The organism is Pseudomonas sp. LF020 (genome assembly GCF_053456425.1).
In genome coordinates, this window is sequence record NZ_JBRFIX010000001.1 from 161,649 (window position 1) to 188,216 (window position 26,568).

At 59.6% G+C, this 26,568-nt stretch carries 28 protein-coding genes and 1 tRNA gene; 17 read left to right on the forward strand and 12 right to left on the reverse strand.

The window, feature by feature from the left end:
• Nucleotides 1–103: 103 nt before the first annotated feature.
• Both ACU680_RS00780 and ACU680_RS00785 read right to left on the reverse strand, forming a co-directional pair.
• A complete protein-coding gene (locus tag ACU680_RS00780) occupies nucleotides 104–1,624 on the reverse strand; it encodes a sensor histidine kinase (protein WP_448178402.1) in 1,521 nt (506 codons plus the stop codon).
• Complete coding sequence (locus ACU680_RS00785) at nucleotides 1,621–2,331, reverse strand: response regulator transcription factor (RefSeq protein ID WP_448178403.1); 711 nt, start codon at nucleotides 2,329–2,331, stop codon at nucleotides 1,621–1,623. The genes ACU680_RS00780 and ACU680_RS00785 overlap by 4 nt, the downstream gene beginning before the upstream one ends.
• A gap of 151 nt (nucleotides 2,332–2,482) precedes the next feature.
• On the opposite strand from ACU680_RS00785, the gene msrB reads away from it, so the two are divergent.
• From msrB to msrA, 3 genes are read left to right on the forward strand one after another with little or no spacing between them, the layout of a single operon-like run.
• On the forward strand, nucleotides 2,483–3,001 hold the full coding sequence (gene msrB, locus ACU680_RS00790) for a peptide-methionine (R)-S-oxide reductase MsrB (RefSeq protein ID WP_448178404.1): 519 nt from the start codon (nucleotides 2,483–2,485) through the stop codon (nucleotides 2,999–3,001).
• Between the two features lie 43 nt (nucleotides 3,002–3,044).
• A complete protein-coding gene (locus ACU680_RS00795; protein WP_448178405.1) occupies nucleotides 3,045–4,820 on the forward strand; it encodes a cytochrome c biogenesis protein DipZ in 1,776 nt (591 codons plus the stop codon).
• Between the two features lie 15 nt (nucleotides 4,821–4,835).
• Nucleotides 4,836–5,540: a peptide-methionine (S)-S-oxide reductase MsrA gene (gene msrA / locus ACU680_RS00800; RefSeq protein ID WP_448178406.1), complete on the forward strand. Its 705-nt coding sequence runs from the start codon at nucleotides 4,836–4,838 to the stop codon at nucleotides 5,538–5,540.
• A gap of 10 nt (nucleotides 5,541–5,550) precedes the next feature.
• Here the strand turns inward: msrA and ACU680_RS00805 are convergent, their stop codons facing one another.
• Both ACU680_RS00805 and ACU680_RS00810 read right to left on the reverse strand, forming a co-directional pair.
• The gene (locus tag ACU680_RS00805) at nucleotides 5,551–5,955 is read right to left on the reverse strand and encodes a GNAT family N-acetyltransferase (protein WP_367085657.1); all 405 of its coding nucleotides are present in this window, start codon (nucleotides 5,953–5,955) and stop codon (nucleotides 5,551–5,553) included.
• Nucleotides 5,956–6,010: 55 nt separating this feature from the next.
• Nucleotides 6,011–6,916 (reverse strand): LysR family transcriptional regulator, encoded by a 906-nt coding sequence (locus ACU680_RS00810; protein WP_027612153.1) that lies wholly within the window; start codon nucleotides 6,914–6,916, stop codon nucleotides 6,011–6,013.
• 102 nt (nucleotides 6,917–7,018) lie between these two features.
• Here ACU680_RS00810 and ACU680_RS00815 point away from each other — a divergent pair, with 102 nt between their 5' ends.
• Entirely contained in the window at nucleotides 7,019–8,191 is a 1,173-nt protein-coding gene (locus ACU680_RS00815; protein ID WP_448178407.1) for an aspartate aminotransferase family protein, read from the forward strand.
• Nucleotides 8,192–8,428: 237 nt separating this feature from the next.
• On the opposite strand, the gene ACU680_RS00820 is transcribed toward ACU680_RS00815, so the two are convergent.
• The 5 genes from ACU680_RS00820 to ACU680_RS00840 all read right to left on the reverse strand — a co-directional run bounded on the left by ACU680_RS00820 (nucleotide 8,429) and on the right by ACU680_RS00840 (nucleotide 13,317).
• Entirely contained in the window at nucleotides 8,429–8,812 is a 384-nt protein-coding gene (locus ACU680_RS00820; protein WP_258675949.1) for a hypothetical protein, read from the reverse strand.
• A 31-nt stretch (nucleotides 8,813–8,843) separates the two neighbouring features.
• Nucleotides 8,844–10,763, reverse strand: coding sequence for an alkaline phosphatase D family protein (locus ACU680_RS00825; protein WP_448178408.1), 1,920 nt, complete (start codon nucleotides 10,761–10,763; stop codon nucleotides 8,844–8,846).
• Nucleotides 10,764–10,835: 72 nt separating this feature from the next.
• On the reverse strand, nucleotides 10,836–11,567 hold the full coding sequence (locus ACU680_RS00830) for a hypothetical protein (RefSeq protein ID WP_448178409.1): 732 nt from the start codon (nucleotides 11,565–11,567) through the stop codon (nucleotides 10,836–10,838).
• A gap of 115 nt (nucleotides 11,568–11,682) precedes the next feature.
• Nucleotides 11,683–12,861 (reverse strand): hypothetical protein, encoded by a 1,179-nt coding sequence (locus ACU680_RS00835; protein WP_367085653.1) that lies wholly within the window; start codon nucleotides 12,859–12,861, stop codon nucleotides 11,683–11,685.
• A 90-nt stretch (nucleotides 12,862–12,951) separates the two neighbouring features.
• Nucleotides 12,952–13,317, reverse strand: coding sequence for a hypothetical protein (locus ACU680_RS00840; protein WP_367085652.1), 366 nt, complete (start codon nucleotides 13,315–13,317; stop codon nucleotides 12,952–12,954).
• Between the two features lie 118 nt (nucleotides 13,318–13,435).
• Here ACU680_RS00840 and ACU680_RS00845 point away from each other — a divergent pair, with 118 nt between their 5' ends.
• Nucleotides 13,436–14,191, forward strand: coding sequence for a hypothetical protein (locus ACU680_RS00845; protein ID WP_448178410.1), 756 nt, complete (start codon nucleotides 13,436–13,438; stop codon nucleotides 14,189–14,191).
• 34 nt (nucleotides 14,192–14,225) lie between these two features.
• Here ACU680_RS00845 and ACU680_RS00850 read toward each other — a convergent pair whose 3' ends face one another.
• Both ACU680_RS00850 and ACU680_RS00855 read right to left on the reverse strand, forming a co-directional pair.
• Entirely contained in the window at nucleotides 14,226–14,555 is a 330-nt protein-coding gene (locus ACU680_RS00850) for a hypothetical protein (protein WP_367085650.1), read from the reverse strand.
• A 137-nt stretch (nucleotides 14,556–14,692) separates the two neighbouring features.
• A tRNA-Leu gene (locus ACU680_RS00855) sits at nucleotides 14,693–14,777 on the reverse strand.
• A gap of 108 nt (nucleotides 14,778–14,885) precedes the next feature.
• Between ACU680_RS00855 and queA the strand changes: the two genes are divergently transcribed.
• The 6 genes from queA to ACU680_RS00885 all read left to right on the forward strand — a co-directional run bounded on the left by queA (nucleotide 14,886) and on the right by ACU680_RS00885 (nucleotide 20,992).
• Nucleotides 14,886–15,950 carry a tRNA preQ1(34) S-adenosylmethionine ribosyltransferase-isomerase QueA gene (queA, locus tag ACU680_RS00860; RefSeq protein ID WP_007964414.1) on the forward strand — a complete coding sequence of 355 codons (1,065 nt, stop codon included), beginning with the start codon at nucleotides 14,886–14,888 and terminating at the stop codon, nucleotides 15,948–15,950.
• A 14-nt stretch (nucleotides 15,951–15,964) separates the two neighbouring features.
• Nucleotides 15,965–17,080, forward strand: a complete 1,116-nt coding sequence (gene tgt / locus ACU680_RS00865) for a tRNA guanosine(34) transglycosylase Tgt (RefSeq protein ID WP_161794909.1) — start codon at nucleotides 15,965–15,967, stop codon at nucleotides 17,078–17,080.
• A 43-nt stretch (nucleotides 17,081–17,123) separates the two neighbouring features.
• Nucleotides 17,124–17,462, forward strand: a complete 339-nt coding sequence (gene yajC / locus ACU680_RS00870) for a preprotein translocase subunit YajC (protein ID WP_003227923.1) — start codon at nucleotides 17,124–17,126, stop codon at nucleotides 17,460–17,462.
• A 64-nt stretch (nucleotides 17,463–17,526) separates the two neighbouring features.
• Nucleotides 17,527–19,398 (forward strand): protein translocase subunit SecD, encoded by a 1,872-nt coding sequence (gene secD / locus ACU680_RS00875; RefSeq protein ID WP_448178411.1) that lies wholly within the window; start codon nucleotides 17,527–17,529, stop codon nucleotides 19,396–19,398.
• Nucleotides 19,399–19,407: 9 nt separating this feature from the next.
• Nucleotides 19,408–20,322 carry a protein translocase subunit SecF gene (gene secF / locus ACU680_RS00880; protein ID WP_007964416.1) on the forward strand — a complete coding sequence of 305 codons (915 nt, stop codon included), beginning with the start codon at nucleotides 19,408–19,410 and terminating at the stop codon, nucleotides 20,320–20,322.
• Between the two features lie 121 nt (nucleotides 20,323–20,443).
• Nucleotides 20,444–20,992: a glycine zipper 2TM domain-containing protein gene (locus ACU680_RS00885; protein ID WP_007964417.1), complete on the forward strand. Its 549-nt coding sequence runs from the start codon at nucleotides 20,444–20,446 to the stop codon at nucleotides 20,990–20,992.
• Between the two features lie 238 nt (nucleotides 20,993–21,230).
• Here ACU680_RS00885 and suhB read toward each other — a convergent pair whose 3' ends face one another.
• The gene (gene suhB / locus ACU680_RS00890) at nucleotides 21,231–22,049 is read right to left on the reverse strand and encodes a type III secretion system regulator SuhB (protein ID WP_007964419.1); all 819 of its coding nucleotides are present in this window, start codon (nucleotides 22,047–22,049) and stop codon (nucleotides 21,231–21,233) included.
• Nucleotides 22,050–22,194: 145 nt separating this feature from the next.
• On the opposite strand from suhB, the gene trmJ reads away from it, so the two are divergent.
• From trmJ to iscA, 6 genes are all read left to right on the forward strand, one after another.
• Nucleotides 22,195–22,965, forward strand: a complete 771-nt coding sequence (trmJ, locus tag ACU680_RS00895) for a tRNA (cytosine(32)/uridine(32)-2'-O)-methyltransferase TrmJ (RefSeq protein WP_027612138.1) — start codon at nucleotides 22,195–22,197, stop codon at nucleotides 22,963–22,965.
• Nucleotides 22,966–22,968: 3 nt separating this feature from the next.
• A complete protein-coding gene (gene cysE / locus ACU680_RS00900; RefSeq protein ID WP_007964422.1) occupies nucleotides 22,969–23,745 on the forward strand; it encodes a serine O-acetyltransferase in 777 nt (258 codons plus the stop codon).
• A gap of 247 nt (nucleotides 23,746–23,992) precedes the next feature.
• Nucleotides 23,993–24,484 carry a Fe-S cluster assembly transcriptional regulator IscR gene (gene iscR, locus ACU680_RS00905; protein WP_003227911.1) on the forward strand — a complete coding sequence of 164 codons (492 nt, stop codon included), beginning with the start codon at nucleotides 23,993–23,995 and terminating at the stop codon, nucleotides 24,482–24,484.
• Between the two features lie 47 nt (nucleotides 24,485–24,531).
• On the forward strand, nucleotides 24,532–25,746 hold the full coding sequence (locus ACU680_RS00910) for an IscS subfamily cysteine desulfurase (protein ID WP_007964423.1): 1,215 nt from the start codon (nucleotides 24,532–24,534) through the stop codon (nucleotides 25,744–25,746).
• Between the two features lie 83 nt (nucleotides 25,747–25,829).
• On the forward strand, nucleotides 25,830–26,216 hold the full coding sequence (gene iscU / locus ACU680_RS00915; protein WP_003227907.1) for a Fe-S cluster assembly scaffold IscU: 387 nt from the start codon (nucleotides 25,830–25,832) through the stop codon (nucleotides 26,214–26,216).
• Nucleotides 26,217–26,244: 28 nt separating this feature from the next.
• Entirely contained in the window at nucleotides 26,245–26,568 is a 324-nt protein-coding gene (gene iscA, locus ACU680_RS00920) for an iron-sulfur cluster assembly protein IscA (protein ID WP_003227904.1), read from the forward strand.

The window sequence follows — 26,568 nt, forward strand, 5'->3', positions numbered from 1 at the left end:
TTTTAACTTGAGTGGAAACGAGAAAGCGCGAGGTCTTTTTCAGGCCGGTTAATTTAGGGGAGCGGGGCGGCGTTGTCACGGAACAACAGTCCGGTGGTGCGGATTATTTGTCCGGCGTATTCAGGTTCATCGAGCGCACCATCCACTGTTCTGCGGTTTGCTGATCGGTCGGCAGCGTGAAGCGGAAAGTCGCCCCGCGCCCGGCGACCTCGATCAACTGAATCTCACGCCCGTGCAGTTGCAGGATACGGTGGACGATGCGCAGCCCCAATCCACCGTCGCGTCGCGCCCCACCAATATTGAACGGACGCAGGAACAGGCCTTCGCGCAACTCGGGAGCGATGCCGGGGCCGGTGTCGCTGACCGTGACTTCGACCAAGGCGCCCAGGGGTTTCAAATCCAGCTCGATTTCACCGCCCGCAGGCGTGTGGCGCAAGGCATTGTCCACCAGGTTGGTCAGTACCCTTTCGATCAAGCCAAGGTCGGCGCAGACCGTCGGCAGGTTCGGACCGAAGCTGGCCTTGAGTTCGACGTGGCGTGCTTCGGCGGCCAGTTCGAATTTCTGGAAAATGTCCTGCAGCAGATCGATCAGCGAGAAGCGCTCCAGTACCGGCTGCACGAAACCGTGCTCCAGACGTACCAGCTCCAGCAGCGATTGCGCCAACCCGCCGACCTTGCGGCTTTGATCGAGGGCAATGCCCAGATAACGCCGGCGTTCTTCGGCGGTGAGTGTGGCGTCCTTGAGTGACAGGGTTTCCAGATAGCCGTGCAGCGAGGCCAGTGGCGTGCGCAGGTCGTGGGAGATGTTCGCCACCAGTTCACGGCGCTCCTGATCCTGGCGGGTCAACGAGCGCCACTGTTCGCCCAATCGGTTTTGCATCTGCCGGAAGGCACCGTCGAGTACGGCGATTTCATCCGGGTCAGCGCTTTTATCCACAGCCACTGAAGGTGCCGGCAGAGGTTGCGGCGCGCCATCAATGTCGAAACGGCTGACGGTGTCGGTCAATCGCCGCAATGGCCGGGTAATCAGGTTGAACGCCGTGAGACCGGCAATCAGGCACAACAGCGCCACCAGCCCGATCGACAGCAACGCGGTATTGAGTGCAGCACTGGTCGCGCCACGTTCGGCGAACCGATCGTGTTCTTCGCTGAGCAACACTACGTACAGATAGCCGGCCGGTTTGCCATTGACCTTCAATGGCGCGGCGCTGAACACCTTGCGCCCGTCGACGCTGCGCGGGTCATCGCCGAGGATCGGCAACGGCTGATCGGCAAGCAGACGCTGCACCGGAACCAGATCGACCTTCTCCCGCCGCAAGTGGCCTTCGGGGGCAGCATTACCGACAATCCGCCCCTCGGTATCAAGCAGGTACACCTCGACACTCGGGTTGACCAGCATCAGTTTGCTGAACAGTTCGCGCACGGCGCCGGGCATCAGGCCATTGCTGTCCATCAGCACCGTGTCATGAGCGATGTGCTGTGCCAGATCCCGCGACAGGCCTTGCACCACTTCCAGTTCATGCATCTTGCTGGAGCGCACCTGCAGCCATGCCGAGGTGCCGCAGCACACCAGCAGCAACACGGCGAACACGACGGACAGGCGCTGCGACAGGGTCAGTTTCATGGTTGTTCCGTACCGAATTTATAGCCTCGGCCCCACACGGTGAGGATGCGGGTCGGTTGCGCCGGGTCGGTCTCGATCTTCGCCCGCAGGCGATTGATGTGCGTGTTCACCGTGTGTTCATAACCCTCGTGGCTGTAGCCCCACACTGCGTTGAGCAGGTCCATGCGCGAGAACACCTTGCCCGGTTGGCGGGCGAAGAAATACAGCAGGTCGAACTCCCGTGGAGTGAGGTCCAGGCGTGCGCCATTGAGGCCGACGTCGCGGGTGATCGGGTCGATGTTCAGGCCATCGAGACTGAGGCTGCCGGCGTCCATTTTCAGATTGCGCGCCATGGCGTCGACCCGGCGCAGCAAGGCTTTGACCCGGGCCACCAGTTCCAGCATCGAAAACGGTTTGGCGAGGTAGTCGTCGGCCCCCAGTTCCAGCCCCAGGATGCGGTGCAGTTCGCTGGAACGGGCGCTGGTGATGATGATCGGCGTATAGCGCGCCATCGCCCGGGCGCGGCGGCAGATTTCCAGGCCGTCGACCCCCGGCAACATCAGGTCGAGGATCAATGCATCCCACTGTCCCTGCTGCAGCAGGCGCATGCCTTCGTCGCCGTCGGCGCAATGCACGACATCGTAATGCTCATCGCGCAGGTGCAGGCAAATCAGGTCAGCAATGTGTTGGTCATCCTCGACCACGAGGATGCGTCTGGTTGATTCCATCAAGCTCAATCCTTCGGCGCAGTGAGCGCATTGTGCGGGTTTTCCTCGGGGCGAGTTATCACGAATTCGTTAACTTCCTGTGAGGATTTGGCGATCAACCCAAGCCTAGGCTGTGTTCCATGACAGGCACCTGGAATTTTAGGAGACGGCCATGTTTTCACGGCGACAGATTCTCGTAGCGAGCGGCGGGCTGGGGGTTGCAGCCTTGGTGGCGGGTGTATTGCCAAAATTGTCCCCGGGCACCGCACTGATCGAACAAGCCCATGCCGATGAGGTTTTCGAGGTGAGCCACAGCGACAGTGAATGGCACTCGCTACTTTCTGATGAGCAGTACGCCATCCAGCGCGAGGAAGGCACTGAACGGGCCTATACCAGCCCGCTCAACGAAGAGCATCGCAACGGCACATTCGCCTGCGCGGGTTGCGACCTGGCGCTGTTTGCGTCGGCGACCAAGTTCGACAGCCATACCGGCTGGCCGAGTTTCTGGGCACCGCTGGAACACGCGGTGGCTACGCGTCAGGACCGATCGTTCGGCATGTCGCGCAATGAAGTCCATTGCCGGAGGTGCGGCGGGCATCTGGGGCATGTATTCGACGACGGCCCGAAACCTACCGGCCTGCGTTATTGCATGAATGGTCTGGCGATGACGTTCAAACCCGTGGCGGCATGAGCCATGGCCCGAATTCGATTTTCACTTTCTACAGGACGACACCATGTGGCTCTTGGTTCTCGCTTATCTGGGCGGTGTGCTGACGATCGTCAGTCCGTGCATCCTGCCTGTTCTGCCTTTTGTCTTCGCTCGCACCGGGCAGCCGTTTATCAAGAGTGGCTTGCCGCTATTGGCCGGGATGGCGCTGACCTTCGCCCTCGTCGCCACACTGGCGGCGGTGGGCGGCGGTTGGGTGGTGCAAGTCAATCAGTACGGTCGCTGGCTCGCGTTGCTGTTCGTTGCACTGTTCGGGTTGACGCTGCTGCTGCCGCGTCTTGCCGAGCGCCTGATGCGGCCGCTGGTGTCGGCCGGCAGTCGGCTGTCCGAAGCCGCGGGCCAGGACAATCGTCCGCGTCCTGGTGCCTCGTTTCTGATCGGCGTCGCCACGGGGCTGCTTTGGGCGCCATGCGCCGGGCCGATCCTCGGTTTGATTCTGACCGGCGCCGCGCTGCAAGGGGCAAGCATCGCCACCACGCTGTTGTTGCTCGCCTACGCGGCGGGCGCCGCGACTTCGCTGGCGGCGGCGCTGCTGCTGGGCGGTAAGGTCTTTGCGCTGATGAAGCGCTCGATCGGCACCGGGGAGTGGATCCGCCGCGGCCTGGGGGCAGCGATGCTCGCGGGTGTCGCAGCGATTGCCCTGGGTCTCGACACCGGGTTGCTGGCGCGGTTGTCGACGGCATCCACTGGCGGGATTGAGCAGGCCTTGGTGGGCAAGCTTTCCGGCAAATCCCCGGCGGGCAACGGCACGATGATGGCGCAGATTCCTGCGGCCGGCGGGGCGATGAAAGTTGCCGACAAGGCGCCGGGAACACTGCCGGTCGAAGGCCAGTTGCCGCCGCTCACTGGCGCCGTGCAATGGCTCAATTCGCCAGCGCTGGACGCCCAGGCACTCAAGGGCAAAGTGGTGCTGGTGGATTTCTGGACCTACTCCTGCATCAACTGCCTGCGCACCCTGCCGTATGTCAAAGCCTGGGCCGAAAAGTACCGCGATCAGGGCCTGGTGGTGATCGGCGTGCACGCCCCGGAATTCGCCTTCGAACGTGATGTAGGCAACGTTAGCAAAGCCATGAAGGAACTGGGCATCAACTACCCGGTGGCCATCGATAACGACTACAAGATCTGGCGCGCTTTCAACAACGAATACTGGCCGGCGCATTATTTTGCCGACGCGCAGGGGCGGATTCGTTACCACCATTTTGGCGAAGGGGACTACGTCGAATCGGAACGGGTCATTCAGCAGCTGCTGCGTGAAGCCGGGGCGAAAATCGTGGCTGACGGCCTGATCAACGCCGATGCCCAAGGCGTGCAACTGGCCCCGGACATGAATCAGGTGCTGTCACCGGAAACCTACGTCGGCTACCAGCGTGCGGAACATTTCGTACCGGAAACCAGCCTGGTGCCTGACAAGGTCGCGACCTATAACCCACCGGCCAAACTGACCCTGAATGACTGGAGCCTCGGCGGCCAGTGGGCCGTCGGTGCCGAGCGCGCCACCGCCAGTGCGCCGGCCAGTCGCATCGTCTACCGCTTCCATGCCCGCGATCTGCATCTGGTGCTGGGCCCGGGCGCGGATGGCAAACCGGTGCGTTTCAAAGTGTCGATTGACGGTCAGGCGCCGGGTGAAGCCCACGGCGTGGATGTCGCCCCGGACGGCAGCGGCCTCGTGACCGAGCAGCGCCTGTATCAACTGGTGCGGCAAACCGATGCGGTGAAGGATCGCACCTTCACCATCGAATTTCTTGACCCGGGCGTATCGGCCTACGCCTTTACCTTCGGCTGATCGGGAGTGCATAGCATGAAAATTCAAAACAACTGGCGCCGTGTATTGCTCGGCGTCGCCATGGCCGGCGTGATCGGTCAGTGCTCGGCGTTCTCCTTCGGTGCCGAAGACGCAGTGGTCATCCCGCCACCGACTCTCGACGAAAACACTCAGGCCCACAGTGAAACCGCGGTGTTCGCCGGTGGTTGTTTCTGGGGCGTACAAGGGGTTTTCCAGCACGTCAAAGGTGTGCAGAAAGCTGTCTCCGGTTATGCCGGCGGCGCGGCGAACACGGCGCACTATGAGCGGGTCAGCGAAGGCGATACCGGTCATGCCGAGTCAGTGCAAGTCACCTTCGATCCGACGCAAGTCAGCTACGGCAGCCTGCTGCAGATCTACTTCTCGGTGGCCCACAACCCGACCGAACTCAACCGCCAGGGGCCGGACAGCGGCACGCAATATCGCTCGGCGCTGTTCCCGGTCAATGCCGATCAACAACGGGTGGCCCAGGCCTACATCGCCCAACTCGACGCGGCACATGCCTACAGCAAACCCATCGTCACCCAACTGGAAACCTACAACGGTTTCTACCCGGCGGAGGACTATCACCAGAATTTCCTGACCGAACACCCAAGCTATCCATACATCGTGATCAACGACATGCCGAAGGTGGCGCAGTTGAAGCAGTTGTTCGCGCAGCGTTATCAGGAGAAACCGGTGTTGGTGAAAAGCGGGAGTTGATTCCCACGTGTTACTTGAGCCTTGGGCGCTCCATGGCAATCACCGATGTTTCAAACCCCAAACTGGCAAAAAATGCCTCAGCACCTTCGCGCCCGGCGCGCAGTACCCAAGTGATCTCGGGGTTGTCCCCCATGACATGCTCGACCAGTGCGCGCCCGACGCCGGCGCGCCGATGCTGGTCATCGACCACGACCATCGACAGATAGCCGTTGGACAAACCATCGGTGATGCCTCGAGCGAAACCGATGATCTGCTCGCCGCTCAGCGCGAGCGCAGTGCGTTGCGAGTTTTCGAGCAGTTGAGCGAAATAGTCGCTGGAGCCTGTTCGGTGTCCCCAGCCATGTTGCCCAAGAAACAGGCGAACTGGCTCTACTTCGGCAGGCAAAAGATCGCGTACGGTGTGGTTGGTTTTCATCGAGTGGCAGCATCCTTGTCGGCAATCACCGGAGCATAGTCAATCGCAGTCCAAATCAGGATCTGCCCCAGGTTTTCATCGCAAATTCGACAAACCGGCGTAGCTTGGGCAAACGATAACGGTCCGGGGCGTAGAGCAAATGCAAAGGTCGGCTCGGCGGCTGGTAATCGGGGATCACCGTTACCAGTTTGCCGTCGCGCAGGTCCTGTTCCACCAGAGCGTCCGGCAGCATGACGATGCCCATCCCGGTGCGCGCTGCCTGATGCAGGCCGGCGGAGGTGTTCATCAGCATCGGGCCGCTGACATCCACCAGAATTTCGCCATCCGGGCCGCTGAGGCGCCAGCGTTTTTCCACCGATTGCCAATCGTCGCCGGCAGGGTAGGCGAACGAAAGGCAGTCGTGTTGCTGCAGGTCTTGCGGAGTGATCGGCATGCCGCGCCGGGCGACGTAGGCCGGCGAGGCGCACACGGTCAGGGTGTAGTCGATCAGCGGTCGGGCGATCAGGTTCGACTGCTCGAAATGCCCCAGCCTGAATGCCACGTCGAGACCGCTTTCCAGTAGATCCGGGCGGCGGTTGGTCAGCACCACATCCATTTTCACCTGCGGGTATTGCAGGGAAAACTCGCTGAGCGCCGGGGCCAGGCGTTCGACGCCAAAAGTCAGTGGCGCGGTGATACGCAGCAAGCCGCGCGGCTCGTCGAGGGCCTGTTCGGCGAGGCGTTCGGAGTCGGCCACCAGGCCCAAAACATCCAGACAGCGCTGGTAGTAGACACTGCCAAATTCGGTCAGCCGCTGGCGGCGGGTGGTGCGCTGCAACAATTGCACGCCGAGCCGTTGCTCCAGTGCGCGCAGGTGATTTCCGACCATGGTCGTGGACATTTCGCACTGCAACGCAGCGGCCGTCATGCTCCCGGCTTCTACGACTTTCACGTAGACGCTCATCGCCTGCAACAGGTCCATTATCAAGCTCGGCTTTTAAATGAAAGAAGTTTTGCCGAGTTTATCCAGTTTCGGTGGCTAACCATACTGCCAGCACACCGACCTTCACTGGAGTTTGAAGTCATGACCGCCGCCCTGATGAACACCTACCAACCGTTGGCCCTGAGCTTCACCAAAGGCCTGGGCACGCGCCTGTGGGATCAGGCCGGTCGTGAATACCTGGATGCTGTTGCGGGCGTTGCGGTGACCAATGTCGGGCACTCGCACCCACGGATCGTCGCGGCCATCAGTGAGCAGGCCGGAATGCTGCTGCACACCTCCAACCTGTACAGCATCGACTGGCAACAACAGCTGGCGCAGAAACTCACGCAGTTGTCGGGAATGGAGCGGGCGTTCTTCAACAACTCCGGCGCCGAGGCCAATGAAACTGCACTGAAACTTGCGCGCTTGTACGGCTGGAGCAAAGGCATCGAACAGCCGCTGGTGGTGGTCATGTCCAACGCATTTCATGGCCGCACCTTGGGCACCTTGTCGGCCAGCGATGGCCCGGCGGTGCGTCTGGGTTTCAGTGATCTACCGGGGGATTTCGTCAAAGTACCCTTCGGTGATCTGGCGGCGCTGGACCAGCTGCAGCACAAGCATGGCGAGCGCATCGTGGCGATTCTGGTCGAGCCGATCCAGGGCGAAAGCGGTGTGCAACTGGCGCCGCCCGGCTACCTTAAAGCCCTGCGCGAACTGTGCAATCGCCACGCCTGGCTGCTGATGCTCGACGAAATCCAGACCGGCATCGGCCGCACCGGCCAGTGGTTTGCGTTCCAGCATGAAGGCATCGTGCCCGACGTCATGACCCTGGCCAAAGGGCTCGGCAATGGCGTGCCGATCGGCGCCTGTCTGGCGCGGGGCAGGGCGGCGGACCTGTTCACCCCAGGCAGTCATGGCAGCACGTTTGGCGGTAATCCGCTGGCCTGCCGGGTTGGTTGCACGGTGCTGGATATCATCGAGGAACAAGGCTTGCTGGAGAACGTCCGGGTGCAGGGCGAACGCCTGTTGACCCGCCTGCGCGCCGAACTGGCAGACAACCCCAATGTATTGGCAATTCGTGGGCAGGGCTTGATGATCGGCATCGAGCTGAAACAGCCAATCCGCGATCTGACGCTGATTGCTGCGCGGGATCATGGGCTGCTGATCAACGTTACACGCGGCAAGACGATACGGCTGCTGCCGCCGCTGACGATTGATGAGCGGGAGGTGGGGATGATTGTCAGGGGTGTTGCTCTGGCGGTTTCACCTGACTGAGGGGCACGATATCGAACGAAGAGGCGTCCGAATTTGCGCGAATTCCTTCGTGCATTTCTGCGATGGATTTCAGCAGCCTTCCAGCATTTGCCGGCGAGCTTAAAAGGTAAGTCGTTGTATCGATTTTTAAAGGGTTCGGCTTTCTTTTTCGCATGGCTCTGCTTCCTGTGTAAGGGAGGCAGAGTATGAACCAGCGATTCCAGAGATGTTTCCTTAAAAACTGTAATCCCTTTCCGACTACTTTGACGTCTTAAATCCGCTGTATCTGTCAGGAAGTTCGGTGCCTGTTAGCAGGCAGTCGAAAACAAGCTCTGGATCTACCTGGCACCAATATACAAACCTCAACTCTTCCAAATTGACCAGTGTCGACCGTGCATCGACCAGAAAACGCGGCTCCCGCCATTGCTGGGCGACTACAGCTAGGGCCTGAGGGCCGCGTACGATCCAGGTCGCACATCCACCAGCAATGCTTGGCAGATAACCATTGTGGAGTAGTAGGCGCAGGGCATCCTCCAGGGTTTCACTCTCTTGCAGGTTGATCCAGCGCGCATGGGGAGCCTCGCAATCATCGCCGGCATGTACGCTGTCGCGGGTGATAAGTAATCGCGAAGGTGTCGTCATTGCAATCTCACTGTGGGCAAAGGAGGCCGTATCAATCAGGATAATCCCCCAACTCCGGCGCCAGCATCCGCGTCTTCAGCGCCCCGTTCGAATTGTGCTGAATGATCTCGCTCGGCTGCCCCTGCGCATTGAAAAACACTTGCCCGATCCCCGCCGAATTCCACAGCCGCTCACCCGCTTCGGCATGTTCCGGGGTGTACGGCACGATGCGCATGCGTCGGCGTTTGGTGAACCAGTTCAACGGCGAGCGCGGCGAATAGAGCCAGCGGTTGAGGCGGTCGAACCATTCCAGCAGGGTTTTCGGAAACTCGTTCTTGATCCCGCTGCTGGTGATCTGCCAGATCCGTGGCCCGGCCTTGCGGTGTCGGATAAGTACTTCGTAGACGAAGGAGTAATGCACATCGCCCGACAGCACCACGTAGTTTCCGGGTGTGCGGGTGTGTCGGAAAATGTTCAGGATCACCTGCGCGGCGCCGCGATGGGCCATCCAGTTTTCCGCGTCGACCAGCAGCGGATAACCGCACCAGCTGAAAACCTTCTGCACGGTTTCAATCAGCTTCACGCCGAAGATCGGCGCGGGGGAAACGATGATCGCTGACGGATGATCGAGCAGGTCCTGTTGCAGTTCGCTCAGCGCTTCCCAATCGAGAAGCCCGGATGGTTGCTTAAGCGCCATCTCGCTGCGCCAGCGCCGGGTGCGGGTATCGAGCACCACCAGCGCCGGGCTGCTCGGCAGCACGAAATGCCAATGCTGAAAGCGCAGCAAGTCGTCGATCAGCGCATCCTGCACAGGGCTGTCGAGATAACGATCATCACCGCTGGCGCTCAGGCGTCGAGTGTTCTCCAGCAGATCCTTGAACGCGTCCGGATTGTTGCCCCAGCCCTGGCACAACATGTACGCGATCAGCGCGTTGCCGATGATGCGTTTGGAGAACGGATGGCCGTAGGCGGTTTCCTCCCATTGCGCGGAAAGATTCCAGTCATCGGTGATGTCGTGATCGTCGAAAATCATCAGGCTCGGCAGGTGCGCCAAGGCTCGGGCGACGTTGCCCAAACCGGCCTTGAAGCCATCGATGCGGGTCTGCTCCAGGGTGTAGCGCTTCAAGCGTTCAGGCGTCAGTGACGGAACAGCAGGATTGATCAGCGTCCAGGCAACCGGCGACCACACCAGCAAATACATCGCCATCACTTCGGCAAACGTGACCAGATGATTGTCAGCACTGCTGCTGGTGAAAATCGGCTTGCGCGCACCGCCGAAAAATCGCTCGCGCAATGTCTCGTTGCTCTCCAGCGCCGGTAACAGATCCGCACGGTGGTAGTAACTGGCCGGGTGTTGGTAGAGCTTGGCGCTGTCGCTGACCACCGCGCCTTCGAGATGTTCGTCGAACAGGCCGAGGCGTTCGATCAAGGCATGAATCGCCCGCAACATCGGGCCGGCCACATCGTCGGCGTAGATCTGGTCGCCACTCATCATCAGCAGGGCTGGGCGTTGTTGCGGATCGGTTTCGCCAGACAGCAGTTGATCGACGCAGAGCACACCGTCTGCCGCCGGATGATGTGGCTTGCGGCAGGAGCCATGCAGCAACTGATCAATCCGCGAACGCACGACAAGGTTCGGACAGCGGGCATTGCCGTACAGCAGATGCGGCGCCCATTCGGCGATGGGCGTCTGGCCGTCGATCAGCAGGTCATAGTCGATACGCGTGTCGCAGGGCAGGGCGCTGTCGAGCGCAACGTCAATCAAATGGACGAACGCATGACGGCCTACAGGAATGACCGTGCATTTCCCGGCATCGAGAGGAATGTCTCCTACACCCTGCAAGCGCAGGCTCAGCGCCAGTTCGCGGGTGCCGACCAGCCACAGCACCACGCGCGTCGGTTCCAGACGGCGCAGCAGTGGGCCGGCCAGGACGGGAGGCTGCGGATTCAGGTCAGCAGGTATCGGGGACATTCAGGGGCGAAGCTCAAGACGCACAGGCTGGCGATGATAGCGCAGCCGGCGCCTTGAACCCTTAAACGAGGCTTAAGAGGCAGCTTTCTGCAGCTTCAGCGCCAGCAGTCGCCATTCGGCGGACGCGGGTTGCTCCTGCACCGAGCACTCGAAGTTATAAGTGACGTCATCACCGTTCATGTTGCGCGCGGTGACCTTGTTGCTGAGGGTGTAGACCTGATCCTTGAAGCGCTTGGTGACAATGGCAGAACTGTCGGCGAAGCGCTCCGACGCCGGGAAGCGCAGTGTGCTGGTGACCAGCGTGCCGCAAATGACATACGCGAGCATCGATTTATCGCTGTCGGCATTTTGCCCAAGCTTGTCGCGCAGCGCGGTGAGCGCTTTACGACCCTGCGCGTCGCTCTGATCCAAGACGGTTTTTTCCGATATCGATTTCGGCGCCCGGCTGGCGTAATTCGGCAGCAGTGCGGAATCCGGCGGAGAAGGCTGGTTATCCGGCTCGATCGCGGCAAAGCCCGGCGCGTTTTCCAGCACCGCAGACGTCGAATCCGACTCGGCTTCGGGCAACAGACTGGTGGTGACATCGCTCTGTGTGATCACGTCTTCGATTGGCGCTTTTTCGGATTTATGCGCCGACGGGAACAGCGACAGGAGGATCGACAGCACCACCAGACCGACGATAAAACCGCCCGCCGCGCCAACGATGTTGCCGTAAAACAGATTCCAGCTGCCGCGGTTTTTCACCACCCAGCGCCACATCAAACCCCAGGCGGCGATAAATGCCAGAAAACTCAGAAACGCCATTCGATCCTTTCCTTAAACCTGCAAGAACGTTCAAGCCAGCATGCTTCGAGCCCGCTGAAATATGGGCAGCAAGATAGCAGAATAGAAGCGCTGCGCTTCTTGCTCATCTAGCCGATCAGCTACCGGTCAGTTCGAAGCGCAGATCCAGCAACTTCCAGTCGTCAAAACCTTCGTTCATGGTTGGCAACGCCTGCAGAGTGCATTCGAAACGATAGGTCAGATAATTTTGCGCAGCGTCGTGGATCTTCATCAGACTTGTGCTGGTATAGATCTGATCTTTGTAACGCTGGGTCGAGAGAGCCTTGTCGTCGGCGAACAAGGCCAGTTCCGGCTGACGCAGAACGCTGCGTATAAACGGCTCGCACATCTGGAACGCGATCAGTCTTTTGTTGGGATCCGGCCTGCCAACGAGCCCTTTTCGCAACTGCGCATGAGCCAGAGTCTGTTGCGCACTCATCCCTTGAACCGTCGCCAGTTCAGAACGGGTTGTCGGTATTTCATTGAGATAGTTTTCCACCAGGCCGGACTTGAGCGGTTCTGGCGTAGCAGCAGGCGCATCGGCGACATACTCGGGCAATGCTTCCACGGACGACGTGTTGGCAGAACCCGCAGGGCCTGATTTTCCTTGCATGGTCAACTCCAGCAGGCGCCATTGGTCATCCTTGATCCCGTTGCCGGACACGAACTGCACGGCGCAGTCATAGCCGAGACTGACCATCGTGCCTTCCATGTTTTCGCCACTAATCCTGCTCGTGACGAGGTAGGTCTGGGATTTGTAAGTGTCGAATCGAACGTCCTCAGTCTCGTCGAAGGAGGCGGAGTCCGGAATGCGCAGCGTGGACTTTGCCGCTGACCGACAAATCAGCCCCGCCATGCTTCCGTTGACCCCGTTGACCATATCTGCGCTGGCTCGCCATTGCGCGTATTGGCTTCTCCACTGTGGATCGAGACTGGCGGAAAGCAGCGGAGTAGATAGCCGTGGATAGCGCGGGCTGTCGGTTGGCAGCAACGGCGACGTCGGAGCGGATGCGCGACTGGCCGGAGTGCGTGGGACAAAGGTTCTGAGCTGGCTTTCGTTGGCGATTTGCGGCTGAGTGCCGCTGGATGTCGCGGGCGTGGATTTTTCGGGCAGAAGTCCGTTGACGATAACGAACATTACGACTGCCACGATAAACCCGGCAATCACACCGGCGAAGTGGCCGAAGAATACCGGCCAGGTTCCACGATTCTTGACGACCCAGAGCCACATCCCTGCCCAGACCAGCAAAAACATCACGATCAACGATGTTTCCATCCCATCCATTTCCTTTCTTTAAATCGTGTCAGCTCACTGAGTAGATCCGCCGTTGCGGGCGGCAAGATAGCAAAACAATTACGTGTTCGTTTACACGTTGGGGAAATAATTCACAGCAAGAACCAGCAAGGTCACCAAGCCGGCAGCAAAGCCACATACCCCACCCAGTAACTGACGTGCAATCGGATGTTCGGGTTGATGGCGATTGGCAATCCACAACCACACCCCCGCCAGAACGCCCGCGCTTGTGGTGAACACCACCAGACTGCGATCCAGGTTAGGTGTCGCCATCGATGTACCAATGACTGCGTTGTAAATCAGCGTGAACACAATGCCAGTGACCACGCTACTTCCTGCGCCAGCAAGGTTGCCAAGTAGCAAGTTCCACTCACCCCGTTGCTTGACCACCCACAACCAGGTTCCGGCCATTACTGACAAGCACAACAAAGCATCCATTGGTTTATTCCCGAGTGCGCGATAACAGAGGCAGTGACAGGCCTCCAGCGAAAGTGGACGGCAAGATATCAAAATAGTAGCTTCACGCCACTTTCTTCAAACACGTAACGGACTACACATGCCGATTGTTTCTTTTACACCGCGCGCGCTTGGCGCTTTCCTTCTCGCCATCGTGATGACCCCGGCGCTTGCCGACTGGGATGAAACCCCGGAGGTCGCCTGGAAGGAGTACCTCGCCGATTGTGGGAGTTTTCAGCAAGTGGTGAGCAACGTTCAAAACGGGGTCATGGCTACCAGGCAAGCGATGAACCGCGTCGACAGCTTGAATCGCACTGTTCATGTCCATCGCGATCACCTCTCCCAGGAACGCCTCACCTCTCCCGAATATGCCCGCTGCGAAAACGTCATTGCTCAAGCGTTCGTGATCCGGAACAAGGAAGAGGAGGTCCTGGTCGCGGAGCTTCAACAGCAATACTTCAAGGCTCAGGCCGAGCACGAGAAGTCCCCGGAATACAAGCGCGCCCTCGATCTGGGCTTTAGTGACGTTGGCGGACTTGGCAAGCTCAAGGAGCTCGCCGAGGATTCGGAAACGGATGGCGAAGCGTATCTGAAGACGTTGATGATCACGGTCGATTGGGGCTGCGGCCGACATTTTCGCGCCGTGAGATACGTCAAACCCTATGTGATCTACACCGCCCATCCCGATGAGGGCAACTGCGCCGTCTATAAAGAGGTCGCGGTGCTTGGCGGAGAGATGGTGGAGAGGGGCGAGACCATCGATCAGGACGCGATTTTTCAATACATGGGATGGAAGACGCTGGAAGGGCCAGGTGGGTTTCCCGTCGACATTCGAGTAGTAAAAGTGCGGCAGTAATCCAAAGGGCTGTTTCTACAGATTGCGCATCTGATTACAGAATGTCCTTCAAATAACCCTTGAGCGCGAGGAGCGGCTGATCAAGCTGCTCCAGCGACTGCGCCTGCCGGAAATCGGCTGACAACTTGTGCAGCTCACGCCCCAGCGGTTTCTCGACACCGCCCAAGGCGTCCATTGCCAATCCCAGACACTCGTTCATCTTGAATTGGATGGTCTCGACATCCCGGCGGCGCACCAGCAATTCGAACACGTCTTTCTGGTAATCACCCATGACCATATCGTCCCGCAGAATGGGGCTCAGCCCTTCTTCCTCGTAAGCGAGTTTGAGGGAGAACAGGGCGACGGTTTCCAGTGACGTTTCCATGCAGTGAACCCTTTGAGATGTCCTGTTGGTGAAACAGAGGAAGATCAAAAGATCGCGGCCTTCGGCAGCTCCTACAGCAGCGGCCACTTTTGGCAGACGAAAAAAAAGGCCTTGCTAAGCAAGACCTTTCTTAATTTTGGTGCCCCGAGGGAGACTCGAACTCCCACTCCTTTCGAAAACGGATTTTGAATCCGCCGCGTCTACCAATTCCGCCATCAGGGCTCAATGGCGGCGAAGTATAGAGAGGTGATTACCGTTGGTCAATCACGTTTCATGGTCAATTTTTGATAATTCCGCTAGACTTTCCGGCCCTGCTAGACGAACCCCATCATGCGCGTTGCTGACTTTACCTTCGAGCTTCCTGATTCGCTGATCGCCCGCCACCCGTTGGCCGAGCGTCGCGGTAGTCGCCTGCTGACCCTTGATGGGCCGAGCGGCGCCCTGGCACACCGTCAATTCACTGATTTGCTTGAGCATTTGCGCCCGGGCGATTTGATGGTGTTCAACAATACCCGGGTGATTCCGGCGCGGCTGTTCGGGCAGAAAGCCTCGGGCGGCAAGCTGGAAATCCTCATCGAACGCGTGCTCGATTCGCACCGCGTGCTGGCCCATGTGCGCTCCAGCAAGTCGCCGAAGCCGGGTTCGAAGATCCTCATCGACGGCGGTGGCGAAGCCGAGATGCTCGCGCGTCACGACGCGCTGTTCGAGCTGGGCTTTGCTGAAGAAGTGCTGCCGCTGCTCGATCGCGTCGGGCACATGCCGTTGCCTCCTTATATAGACCGCCCGGACGAGGGCTCGGATCGCGAGCGTTATCAGACCGTGTACGCCCAGCGTCTTGGTGCGGTGGCGGCGCCGACGGCGGGGTTGCACTTCGATCAGCCGTTGATGGAGGCGATTGCCGCCAAGGGCGTCGAGACCGCGTTCGTCACGCTGCACGTCGGTGCGGGGACGTTCCAGCCAGTGCGCGTCGACAAGATCGAAGATCACCACATGCACAGCGAGTGGCTGGAAGTCGGCCAGGATGTGGTCGACGCCGTTGCCGCGTGCCGCGAGCGTGGCGGACGGGTGATTGCCGTCGGCACCACCAGCGTGCGCTCGCTGGAAAGTGCCGCGCGCGATGGCGTGCTCAAGCCGTTCAGTGGCGACACCGACATCTTTATCTACCCGGGCCGGCCGTTCCATGTGGTCGACGCCCTGGTCACCAACTTCCATTTGCCGGAATCGACGCTGTTGATGCTGGTTTCGGCGTTCGCCGGTTATCCCGAAACCATGGCCGCTTATAAAGCCGCTGTCGACAACGGCTACCGCTTTTTCAGCTACGGTGATGCGATGTTCATCACCCGTAATCCCGCCCCGACTGCCCCTGAACACACAGGCCCAGAGGAAACAGAATGAGTCGCGAATGTCGCATGTCCTTTGAACTGCTTGCCACCGATGGCAAGGCTCGTCGTGGTCGGCTGACCTTCCCGCGTGGCACCGTCGAGACCCCGGCGTTCATGCCGGTGGGCACCTATGGCACGGTCAAGGGCATGTTGCCGCGTGACATCGTCGCCACTGGCGCGGAAATCATTCTGGGTAACACCTTTCACCTGTGGCTGCGCCCGGGCACCGAGGTGATCAAGGAGCACGGCGACCTGCACGATTTCATGCAGTGGAAAGGCCCGATCCTCACCGACTCCGGTGGTTTCCAGGTGTTCAGCCTGGGCGCCATGCGCAAGATCAAGGAGGAGGGCGTGACCTTCGCCTCCCCGGTCGACGGCTCGAAAGTGTTCATGGGCCCGGAAGAGTCGATGCAGGTGCAGCGCGATCTCGGTTCCGACATCGTGATGATCTTCGACGAATGCACGCCGTACCCGGCTGACGAAGACGTCGCCCGCGTATCCATGGAGCTGTCGCTGCGTTGGGCCCAGCGCTCGAAAAACGCCCACGGCGACAACACGGCGGCGTTGTTCGGCATCGTTCAGGGCGGCATGCACCAGGACCTGCGCATGCGCTCGCTGGAAGGCCTCGACAAGATCGGCTTCGATGGCCTGGCCATCGGTGGTCTGTCGGTGGGCGAGCCGAAGCACGAGATGATCAAGGTGCTGGATTATCTGCCGGGCATGATGCCGGCTGACAAACCTCGTTACCTTATGGGCGTTGGCAAACCGGAGGATCTGGTTGAGGGTGTGCGCCGCGGTGTGGACATGTTCGATTGCGTGATGCCAACCCGTAATGCCCGCAATGGGCATCTGTTCATTGATACAGGCGTGCTGAAGATCCGTAACGCGTTCCATCGCCATGATGATTCGCCGCTGGATCCGACCTGCGATTGCTATACCTGCCAGAACTTCTCCCGCGCTTATCTGCATCACCTGGACAAGTGCGGCGAAATGCTCGGCAGCATGCTCAATACCATCCATAACTTGCGCCATTATCAGGTGCTGATGGCTGGTTTGCGCGAGGCTATTCAACAGGGTACATTGGCCGCCTTTGTCGATGCCTTCTACGCCAAACGCGGGCTCCCCGTTCCGCCTTTGGACTGAGTTTTCTGACCCCAAGATTCAACATTTGCAACTGGAGTGCTAAATGAGCTTTTTTATCTCTAACGCCATGGCTGACGCAGCTGCACCGGCTGCTGCAGGCCCAATGGGCGGCGGCTTCGAGTGGATTTTCCTGGTCGGCTTCCTGGTCATCTTCTACCTGATGATCTGGCGTCCACAGGCCAAGCGCGCCAAAGAGCAGAAGAACCTGCTGAGCAGCCTTGCGAAGGGTGACGAAGTGGTCACCACCGGCGGCATCGCCGGCAAGATCACCAAAGTGGCCGACGACTTCGTGGTTCTGGAAGTTTCCGACACCGTGGAAATGAAGTTCCAGAAGGGCGCCATCGCCGCCACGCTGCCAAAAGGCACGCTGAAAGCGATCTAAGGTTCCAACTTCTACTCAATCGACGGGGCGCGCAAGGCGCCCCGCGTTCATAACGGGCGGCGTGATGCTGAACAAATATCCTCTGTGGAAATACATTCTGATCCTGGCGGTGCTGGCGATCGGTCTGATTTATTCCGCTCCCAATCTATACCCCGATGACCCGGCCATTCAGATCAGCGGCGCCAGCACGGCGCTGCAGGTCAATCAGGCCGATCTGGATCGCGTCAGCACCGCGCTGCGTGAGTCCGGAATCAACGTCAAGGCAGCCTCGCTGGCCGCCAACGGCAAGGGCGGTCTGATCCGTCTGACCAAGGCTGAAGACCAGCTGCCGGCCAAGGACGTTGTGCGCAAGGCATTGGGTGATGACTACGTCGTCGCACTGAACCTGGCACAGACCACCCCGCAATGGCTGCGTAATCTGGGCGCGCACCCGATGAAGCTGGGTCTGGACTTGTCCGGTGGTGTGCACTTCCTGCTGGAAGTGGACATGGACAAAGCCCTCGACGCCCGCCTGAAAGTCTACGAAGGTGACGTCAAGAGCCTGCTGCGTAAAGAGAAGCTGCGCTATCGCAGCCTGCCGCAACTCAATGGCGCCATTCAGCTGGGCTTCAGCGATGCTGACTCCCGTGAACAGGCCCGTGCGCTGATCCGCAAGAACTTCAACGATTTCGACATTGTTCCGGCCGACCTCAACGGTCAACCGGTGCTGCGTCTGGCGATGACCCCGGCCAAGCTGGCGGAAATCCGTGAATACTCCATCAAGCAGAACTTGACCACGGTACGTAACCGCGTCAACGAGCTGGGTGTTGCCGAACCGATCGTTCAGCGTCAGGGCGCCAACCGCATTGTGGTTGAGCTGCCGGGCGTACAGGACACTGCCGAAGCCAAGCGTATTCTCGGCAAGACCGCCAACCTCGAGTTCCGTCTGGCTGCAGAGCCGGGGGCTTCGAAAGCCACTTCCGAAACCTTCGAGTTCCGTGAAGGCAAGCGTCCTCCTGCGCAGATCGAACGTGGCCTGATCATCACCGGTGACCAGGTGACTGACGCCAAGGCCGGTTTTGATTCTCAGCACGGTACGCCTGAAGTGAACATCCGCCTGGATGGTCACGGTGGCGAGCTGATGAGCCGCGCAACCCGTTCGAACGTCGGTCGCAGCATGGCGGTGATCTTCATCGAACAGCGTCCAGTGACCACCTACGTCAAGCAGGTTGTCGACGGCGTCGAGAAAGACGTGCCGGTGCAGACCTTCAAGGAAGAGAAGAAGATCATCAGCCTTGCGACCATTCAGTCGCCGCTGGGTGCGCAGTTCCGTATCACCGGCCTGAACGGCCAGGGCGAATCGTCCGAACTGGCGCTGCTGCTGCGTGCCGGCGGTCTGGCCGCTCCGATGTACTTCGCTGAAGAGCGCACAATCGGTCCGAGCCTGGGTGCTGACAACATCACCAAGGGTATCGATGCATCGCTGTGGGGCATGCTGTTCGTCTCGCTGTTCATCATCGCCATCTACCGCTTCTTTGGTGTGATCGCCACGGTCGCACTGGCGGTGAACATGGTGCTGCTGCTGGCGCTGATGTCGCTGCTGGGTGCAACGCTGACCCTGCCCGGTATCGCCGGTATCGTCTTGACCATGGGTATGGCGGTCGACGCCAACGTGCTGATCTTCTCGCGGATCCGTGAAGAGATCGCCGCCGGCATGACCGTGCAGCGTGCAATCAACGAAGGCTTCGGCCGGGCATTCACCGCGATTCTCGACGCCAACCTGACCACTCTGCTGGTCGGCGGCATCCTCTTCGCCATGGGCACCGGCCCGGTGAAGGGCTTCGCAGTGACCATGTCCCTCGGGATCTTTACCTCGATGTTCACGGCCATCATGGTGACCCGCGCAATGGTCAACCTGATCTTCGGCGGACGTGACTTCAAGAAGTTGTGGATTTAAGGGGCTGCCATGTTACGTACAATTAACTTCATGGGCGTTCGCAACTTTGCGTTCGGCGTCACTGTGTTTCTCACCGTTCTGGCCTTGTTCAGTGTTTTTCACAAGGGCATGAACTGGGGTCTGGACTTCACCGGCGGTACGCTCATCGAGCTGACCTACGAGCGTCCGGCTGACGTCACCAAAGTGCGCGAGCAACTGGTGACTTCCGGTTATCACGAGGCCGTGGTGCAGAACTTCGGTGCAACCACCGACCTGCTGGTGCGCATGCCGGGTGAAGACCCGCAGTTGGGCCATCAGGTAGCAGACGCGCTGCAGAAAGTCGGCGGCGATAACCCTGCCACCGTCAAGCGCGTCGAGTTCGTCGGCCCGCAGGTCGGTGAAGAACTGCGCGACCAGGGCGGCCTCGGCATGCTCCTGGCGCTCGGCGGCATCCTGATCTACCTGGCTTTCCGCTTTCAGTGGAAATTCGCGGTCGGCGCCATCGTTTCGCTGATTCACGACGTGATCGTGACTGTCGGTATCCTGTCGTTCTTCCAGATCACCTTCGACCTGACGGTGCTGGCGGCGGTACTGGCGATCATCGGCTACTCGCTGAACGACACCATCGTCGTGTTCGACCGGGTTCGTGAGAACTTCCGTGTGCTGCGCAAGGCTTCGCTGATCGAGAACATCAACATCTCGACCACTCAGACCCTGCTGCGGACCATGGCGACGTCGATCTCCACCTTGCTGGCGATCGCGGCGCTGCTGTTCTTCGGTGGCGACAACCTGTTCGGCTTCTCCATCGCTCTGTTCATCGGTGTTCTGGCGGGTACCTACTCGTCGATCTACATCGCTAACGTGGTGCTGATCTGGCTGAACCTGAGCACTGAGGATCTGATTCCTCCGGCCAACACCGAGAAGGAAGTCGACGACCGTCCATAACGGCCATCGTTTCTCCGGCTGTCAGCCCGAAAAAGGCGCGAGTTGAACTCGCGCCTTTTTTTATGCTCCAAGGCTGGGAGAAGCGCGGGCGCGTCCCGCATGTGATGGTCAGGAGGTTCATGTGAACAAGTCGTTGCTGGTTGGTGCGGTATTGGGTGCTGTCGGTGTGACTGCCGGGGGTGCTGTTGCCACCTACAGCCTGGTTAAAAGCGGCCCTGAGTATGCGCAAGTGCTGGCCGTTGAACCGGTCAAAACACAGATCAAGACTCCACGTGAAGTGTGCAAGGATGTTGCGGTAACCCGGCAAAAACCGGTGCAGGATCAACACCAGATCCTCGGCACGGTAATCGGTGCTGTCGGCGGTGGTTTGCTGGGTAACCAGATCGGCGGCGGCAACGGCAAGAAGCTGGCTACGGTCGCTGGTGCGGTCGGTGGCGGTTATGCCGGTAACAAGGTGCAGGAAGGCATGCAGAACCGAGACACCTACACCACTACTCAGACTCGCTGTAACACCGTGAATGACATCAGTGACAAGGTCGTCGGTTACGACGTGCGTTACTCGCTCGATGGCAAGGAAGGCAAGGTGCGGATGGATCGCGATCCGGGCAACCAGATTCCGGTCGACAAGGAAGGCAAGTTGATTCTGTCGCAGAATCAGCCGGGTCAGTAAGGACCGACTGTTTTAACAAGAAGCACCCTGCGGGGTGCTTTTTTGTGCCCGCGATTCAAGCCCCACCACAAATCCCCTGTAGGAGTGAGCCTGCTCGCGATGGCGGTGCATCAGTCAGCATTAATGCCGGCTGATACACCGCCATCGCGAGCAGGCTCACTCCTACACTGGGCCGGTGGTATTTCTCCAAGCATAAAAAAAGCACCCCGAAGGGTGCTTTTTGCGTTTCGCGAGAAGCTTAGCGCTTCAGCGAAGCCGGCAGGTGCGGCTGGATCGCCGTCAGCACTGCCTTGAAGCATTTGGTGTTGCCGGCAACGATGTGGCCTTTTTCAAGGAAATCGTGACCGCCGGTGAAGTCGCTCACCAGACCGCCGGCTTCTTGAATCAGCAGGGCGCCTGCAGCCATGTCCCACTCGGACAGACCCGACTCCCAGAACGCGTCGAAACGACCGGCAGCCACGTAGGCCAGGTCCAGGCTGGCGGAACCGGCGCGGCGGATGCCGGCAGTCTGGCCAACCAGAGCGCGGAACATGCCCAGGTAGTTGTCGAGGTTGTCCATCTGGTCGTCACGGAACGGGAAGCCAGTGCCCAGCAAAGCGCCTTCGAGGCTGGTGCGACCGCTGACGCGCAGACGGCGACCGTTCAGTTGGGCGCCGCGACCACGGCTGGCGGTGAATTCTTCCTGGCGAACCGGATCCAGAACCACTGCGTGTTCCAGGCGACCACGGTATTTGCAGGCAATGCTGACAGCAAAGTGAGGAATCCCGCGCAGGAAGTTGGTGGTGCCGTCCAGTGGATCGATGATCCACAGGTACTCTTCGCCTTCGATGCCGTTACCGACGTGCATGCCGGTCTCTTCACCCTGGATCGAGTGATTCGGATAAGCCTTGCGCAGAGCGTCGATGATTTTCTGTTCGGCGGCGCGATCGACCTCGGATACATAATCCTTGGCGTCTTTTTCGTCGACCTTGATGGTATCCAGGCGCTCGATGGAGCGGAAGATCAGTTCACTGGCGCTGCGGGCGGCGCGCAGCGCGATATTCAGCATGGGCTGCATGGATGTGTCACCTAAGGTTGTTAAAGAAAGCCGCGCATTCTATCAGAACTTTTCTTCAGGTGAAGGTCGCTGTTCGCTTTCATAGCTTAACGGTAGGCTGTTCTGTAAGATTTGCACCCCTTTCCTGTGTCCGAGAGCGCCTCCCTTGCTGCAGAACATTCGTGTCGTCCTGGTCAATACCAGCCACCCCGGCAACATCGGCGGGGCCGCGCGCGCCATGAAAAACATGGGTCTGTCGCGGCTGGTGCTGGTCGAGCCGCGCCTGTTTCCGCATCACGAAGCCGATGCGCGAGCTTCCGGTGCCGGGGATATCCTTGAAAACGCACAAGTCGTCGCCACCCTGGAAGACGCTTTGGTCGGTTGCAATCTGGTGCTCGGCACCAGCGCCCGTGACCGCCGCATTCCCTGGCCGCTGCTCGATCCGCGCGAATGCGGGAGCAAAGTGGTCGAGGAAGCGGGGCAGGGCGCACAAATCGCGTTGGTGTTCGGTCGTGAAGACTCCGGCCTGACCAACGAGGAGCTGCAGCGATGTCACTTTCACGTGCACATTCCCTCCGATCCTGAATTCAGCTCGCTGAACCTCGGGGCGGCGGTGCAGGTGTTGAGCTATGAAGTGCGCATGGCCTGGTTGGCCGCACAAGGGCAGCCGACAAAGATCGAGAAAGAAGAAGTGGCCTCGGTGAAAAGCGCCGAGCTTGCGACCATGGATGAGCTGGAACGCTTTTATGAGCATCTGGAGCAGACGCTGGTCGCCATCGAATTTCTTGATCCGGAAAAGCCACGGCACTTGATGGCGCGCCTGCGCCGGTTGTACGGACGCAGCTCGGTCAGCCGGGCGGAAATGAATATTTTGCGTGGCATCCTCACGGAAACCCAAAAAGCGGCCCGTGGTGAGCTTCTTAAGCGGAAGGACTGAATGATGTTTGAGCGTTTGCGTGAAGATATCCAGAGCGTATTCCATCGGGACCCGGCGGCGCGTAACGCTTTTGAAGTCCTGACCTGCTACCCCGGCATGCATGCAATCTGGATTCATCGCCTGGCCGGGATGCTGTGGCGCAACGAGCTGAAATGGCTGGCGCGCCTGGTGTCCAACTTCGGTCGCTGGTTGACCGGGATCGAGATTCATCCGGGGGCCAAGGTCGGTCGGCGCTTCTTCATTGACCATGGCATGGGCATCGTCATTGGTGAAACCGCCGAGATTGGCGATGACGTGACCATTTATCAGGGTGTGACTCTGGGTGGCACCAGTTGGAACAAGGGCAAGCGCCACCCGACATTGGGTGACGGCGTTGTCGTGGGTGCCGGTGCCAAAGTGCTTGGGCCGTTCACGGTGGGGGCTGGGGCGAAAGTCGGTTCCAATGCCGTCGTGACCAAGGAAGTACCGCCGGGCGCCACGGTGGTGGGAATTCCGGGGCGGATCATCGTCAAGTCCGATGAAGAGCAGGACGCCAAGCGCAAGGCGATGGCCGAGAAGATCGGTTTCGATGCCTATGGCGTCAGCGAAGACATGCCCGACCCGGTGGCCCGTGCCATCGGTCAGTTGCTCGATCACCTGCAAGCGGTGGACGGACGGCTGGAGGGGATGTGCGGCGCGCTGAAGGATCTGGGCAGTAATTACTGTGCGAAAGATCTGCCTGAGCTGCGCGAAGAAGACTTTGCCTGCGTCAAAGGCAAAGACGAATCCAAAGCCGGCTGACAGGCTTTGTAGGCGCTGCCGCAGGCTGCGATCTTTTGATCTTATTAAAGCAAAAGCAAAAGATCGCAGCCTTCGGCAGCTCCTACAGGCTCCATCGGCAGGGTGGTGTGCCATTAAGCCGCAGACCCTGCTATCATTCGCGCGCTCTTTTGCGGGTAAACCCGACTAAAGCACTAGGTCTTATAGTTGACTTAAATGCTCGGGAATTGCATACTCCCGCCCATTCCGAACTCCGTGGTAACTGTCCATGCGACTGACTACAAAAGGCCGATACGCCGTGACCGCCATGCTTGACCTGGCGTTGCACGCGCAGCACGGGCCGGTGTCCCTGGCCGATATCTCCGAGCGCCAAGGCATCTCCCTGTCCTATCTCGAACAGCTTTTCGCCAAGCTGCGCCGCAGCAACCTGGTTTCCAGTGTTCGCGGTCCGGGTGGTGGCTACCAGTTGTCCCGCGACATGCAGGGCATCCAGGTCGCTCAGGTGATCGATGCGGTCAACGAATCGGTCGATGCTACCAAGTGCCAGGGCCAGGGCGATTGCCATTCCGGCGATACCTGCCTGACTCACCACTTGTGGTGCGACCTGAGCCTGCAGATTCACGAATTTCTAAGTGGTATCAGCTTGGCTGATCTTGTAACTCGCCGTGAGGTGCAGGAAGTAGCCCAGCGTCAGGACCAGCGCCGTTGCAACAGCAAGGCGCCACGCCTGGACAAGATTGAAGCGTCCGCCGTCGAATGACAGCCGAAGAGCTAGCGGAACGCCAGCCCTGATTTAGGAGATAGTCCATGAAATTGCCGATTTACCTTGATTACTCTGCGACCACCCCGGTCGATCCGCGCGTTGCGCAAAAGATGAGTGAATGCCTGCTGGTCGACGGAAACTTCGGTAACCCGGCGTCCCGCTCCCACGTGTTCGGCTGGAAAGCTGAAGAGTCCGTCGAAAATGCCCGTCGTCAGGTGGCCGATCTGGTCAACGCCGACCCGCGCGAAATCGTCTGGACCTCGGGCGCTACCGAATCCGACAACCTGGCGATCAAGGGTGCGGCGCATTTCTATGGCTCCAAGGGCAAGCACCTGATCACCAGCAAGATCGAGCACAAGGCTGTCCTCGACACCATGCGCCAACTGGAGCGTGAAGGTTTCGAAGTCACCTACCTCGAGCCGACCGAAGACGGTCTCATCACCCCGGCGATGATCGAAGCGGCACTGCGCGAAGACACCATCCTGGTGTCGGTGATGCACGTGAACAACGAAATCGGCACCATCAACGACATCGCTGCCATCGGCGAACTGACCCGCTCCAAGGGCGTTCTGCTGCATGTTGACGCGGCTCAGTCCACCGGCAAGGTCGACATCGACCTGCAGAAGCTGAAAGTCGACATGATGTCGTTCTCCGCCCACAAAACCTACGGCCCTAAAGGCATCGGCGCGCTGTACGTCAGCCGCAAGCCGCGTGTGCGCATCGAAGCGACCATGCACGGCGGCGGTCACGAACGTGGCATGCGTTCCGGCACCCTGGCGACCCACCAGATCGTCGGCATGGGCGAAGCGTTCCGTGTAGCCAAGGAAGACATGGCTGCCGAAAACGTGCGCATCAAAGCCCTGAGCGACCGCTTCTACAAGCAGGTCGAGCATCTGGAAGAGCTGTACGTCAACGGCAGCCTGACCGCCCGCGTTCCGCACAACCTGAACCTGAGCTTCAACTACGTTGAAGGCGAGTCGCTGATCATGGCGCTCAAGGATCTGGCGGTTTCGTCCGGTTCGGCCTGCACCTCGGCGTCCCTGGAGCCTTCGTACGTACTGCGCGCCCTGGGCCGCAACGACGAACTGGCGCACAGCTCGATCCGTTTCACCTTCGGCCGTTTCACCACCGAAGAAGAAATCGACTACGCCGCGCAGAAAGTCTGCGAGGCCGTTACCAAGCTGCGCGCTCTGTCGCCGCTGTGGGACATGTACAAAGACGGTGTCGACATTTCGAAAATCGAGTGGGCGGCACACTGATTTCAAGTCGCCGCGAACCGGCCCCGTCAACTCAGGTTCCGGGGCTTAAAGAGCGACTCTCTGATGAGTGAGGATTAAGCACCATGGCTTACAGCGAAAAGGTCATCGACCACTACGAAAACCCGCGCAACGTCGGCAAGATGAACGCGGAAGACCCGGATGTCGGCACCGGCATGGTCGGCGCTCCGGCGTGCGGCGACGTGATGCGTCTGCAGATCAAGGTCAACGATCAGGGCGTTATCGAAGACGCCAAGTTCAAGACCTACGGCTGCGGTTCGGCAATCGCTTCCAGCTCCCTGGCCACCGAGTGGATGAAGGGCAAGACTCTGGACGAAGCCGAGACCATCAAGAACACTCAGCTGGCCGAAGAACTGGCCCTGCCGCCAGTGAAAATCCACTGCTCGGTACTCGCAGAAGACGCTATCAAAGCGGCTGTTCGCGACTACAAGCAGAAGAAAGGCTTGATCTAAGCATTGCGCGACGAGTAAGGAGTCAACGATGGCTATCAGCATGACAGAAGCGGCTGCTCGACACGTGCGACGCTCCCTCGACGGGCGCGGCAAAGGTGAAGGGATTCGTCTGGGTGTTCGTACCACAGGCTGTTCCGGCCTTGCCTACGTGCTGGAGTTTGTCGACGAGGTGGTTGCCGAGGATCAGGTGTTCGAAAGTCACGGCGAAAAAGTGATTATCGACCCGAAAAGCCTGGCCTACCTGGACGGCACCGAACTCGATTTTGTCAAGGAAGGGTTGAACGAAGGCTTCAAGTTCAACAACCCCAACGTACGCGGTGAATGTGGCTGCGGCGAAAGCTTCAACATCTGA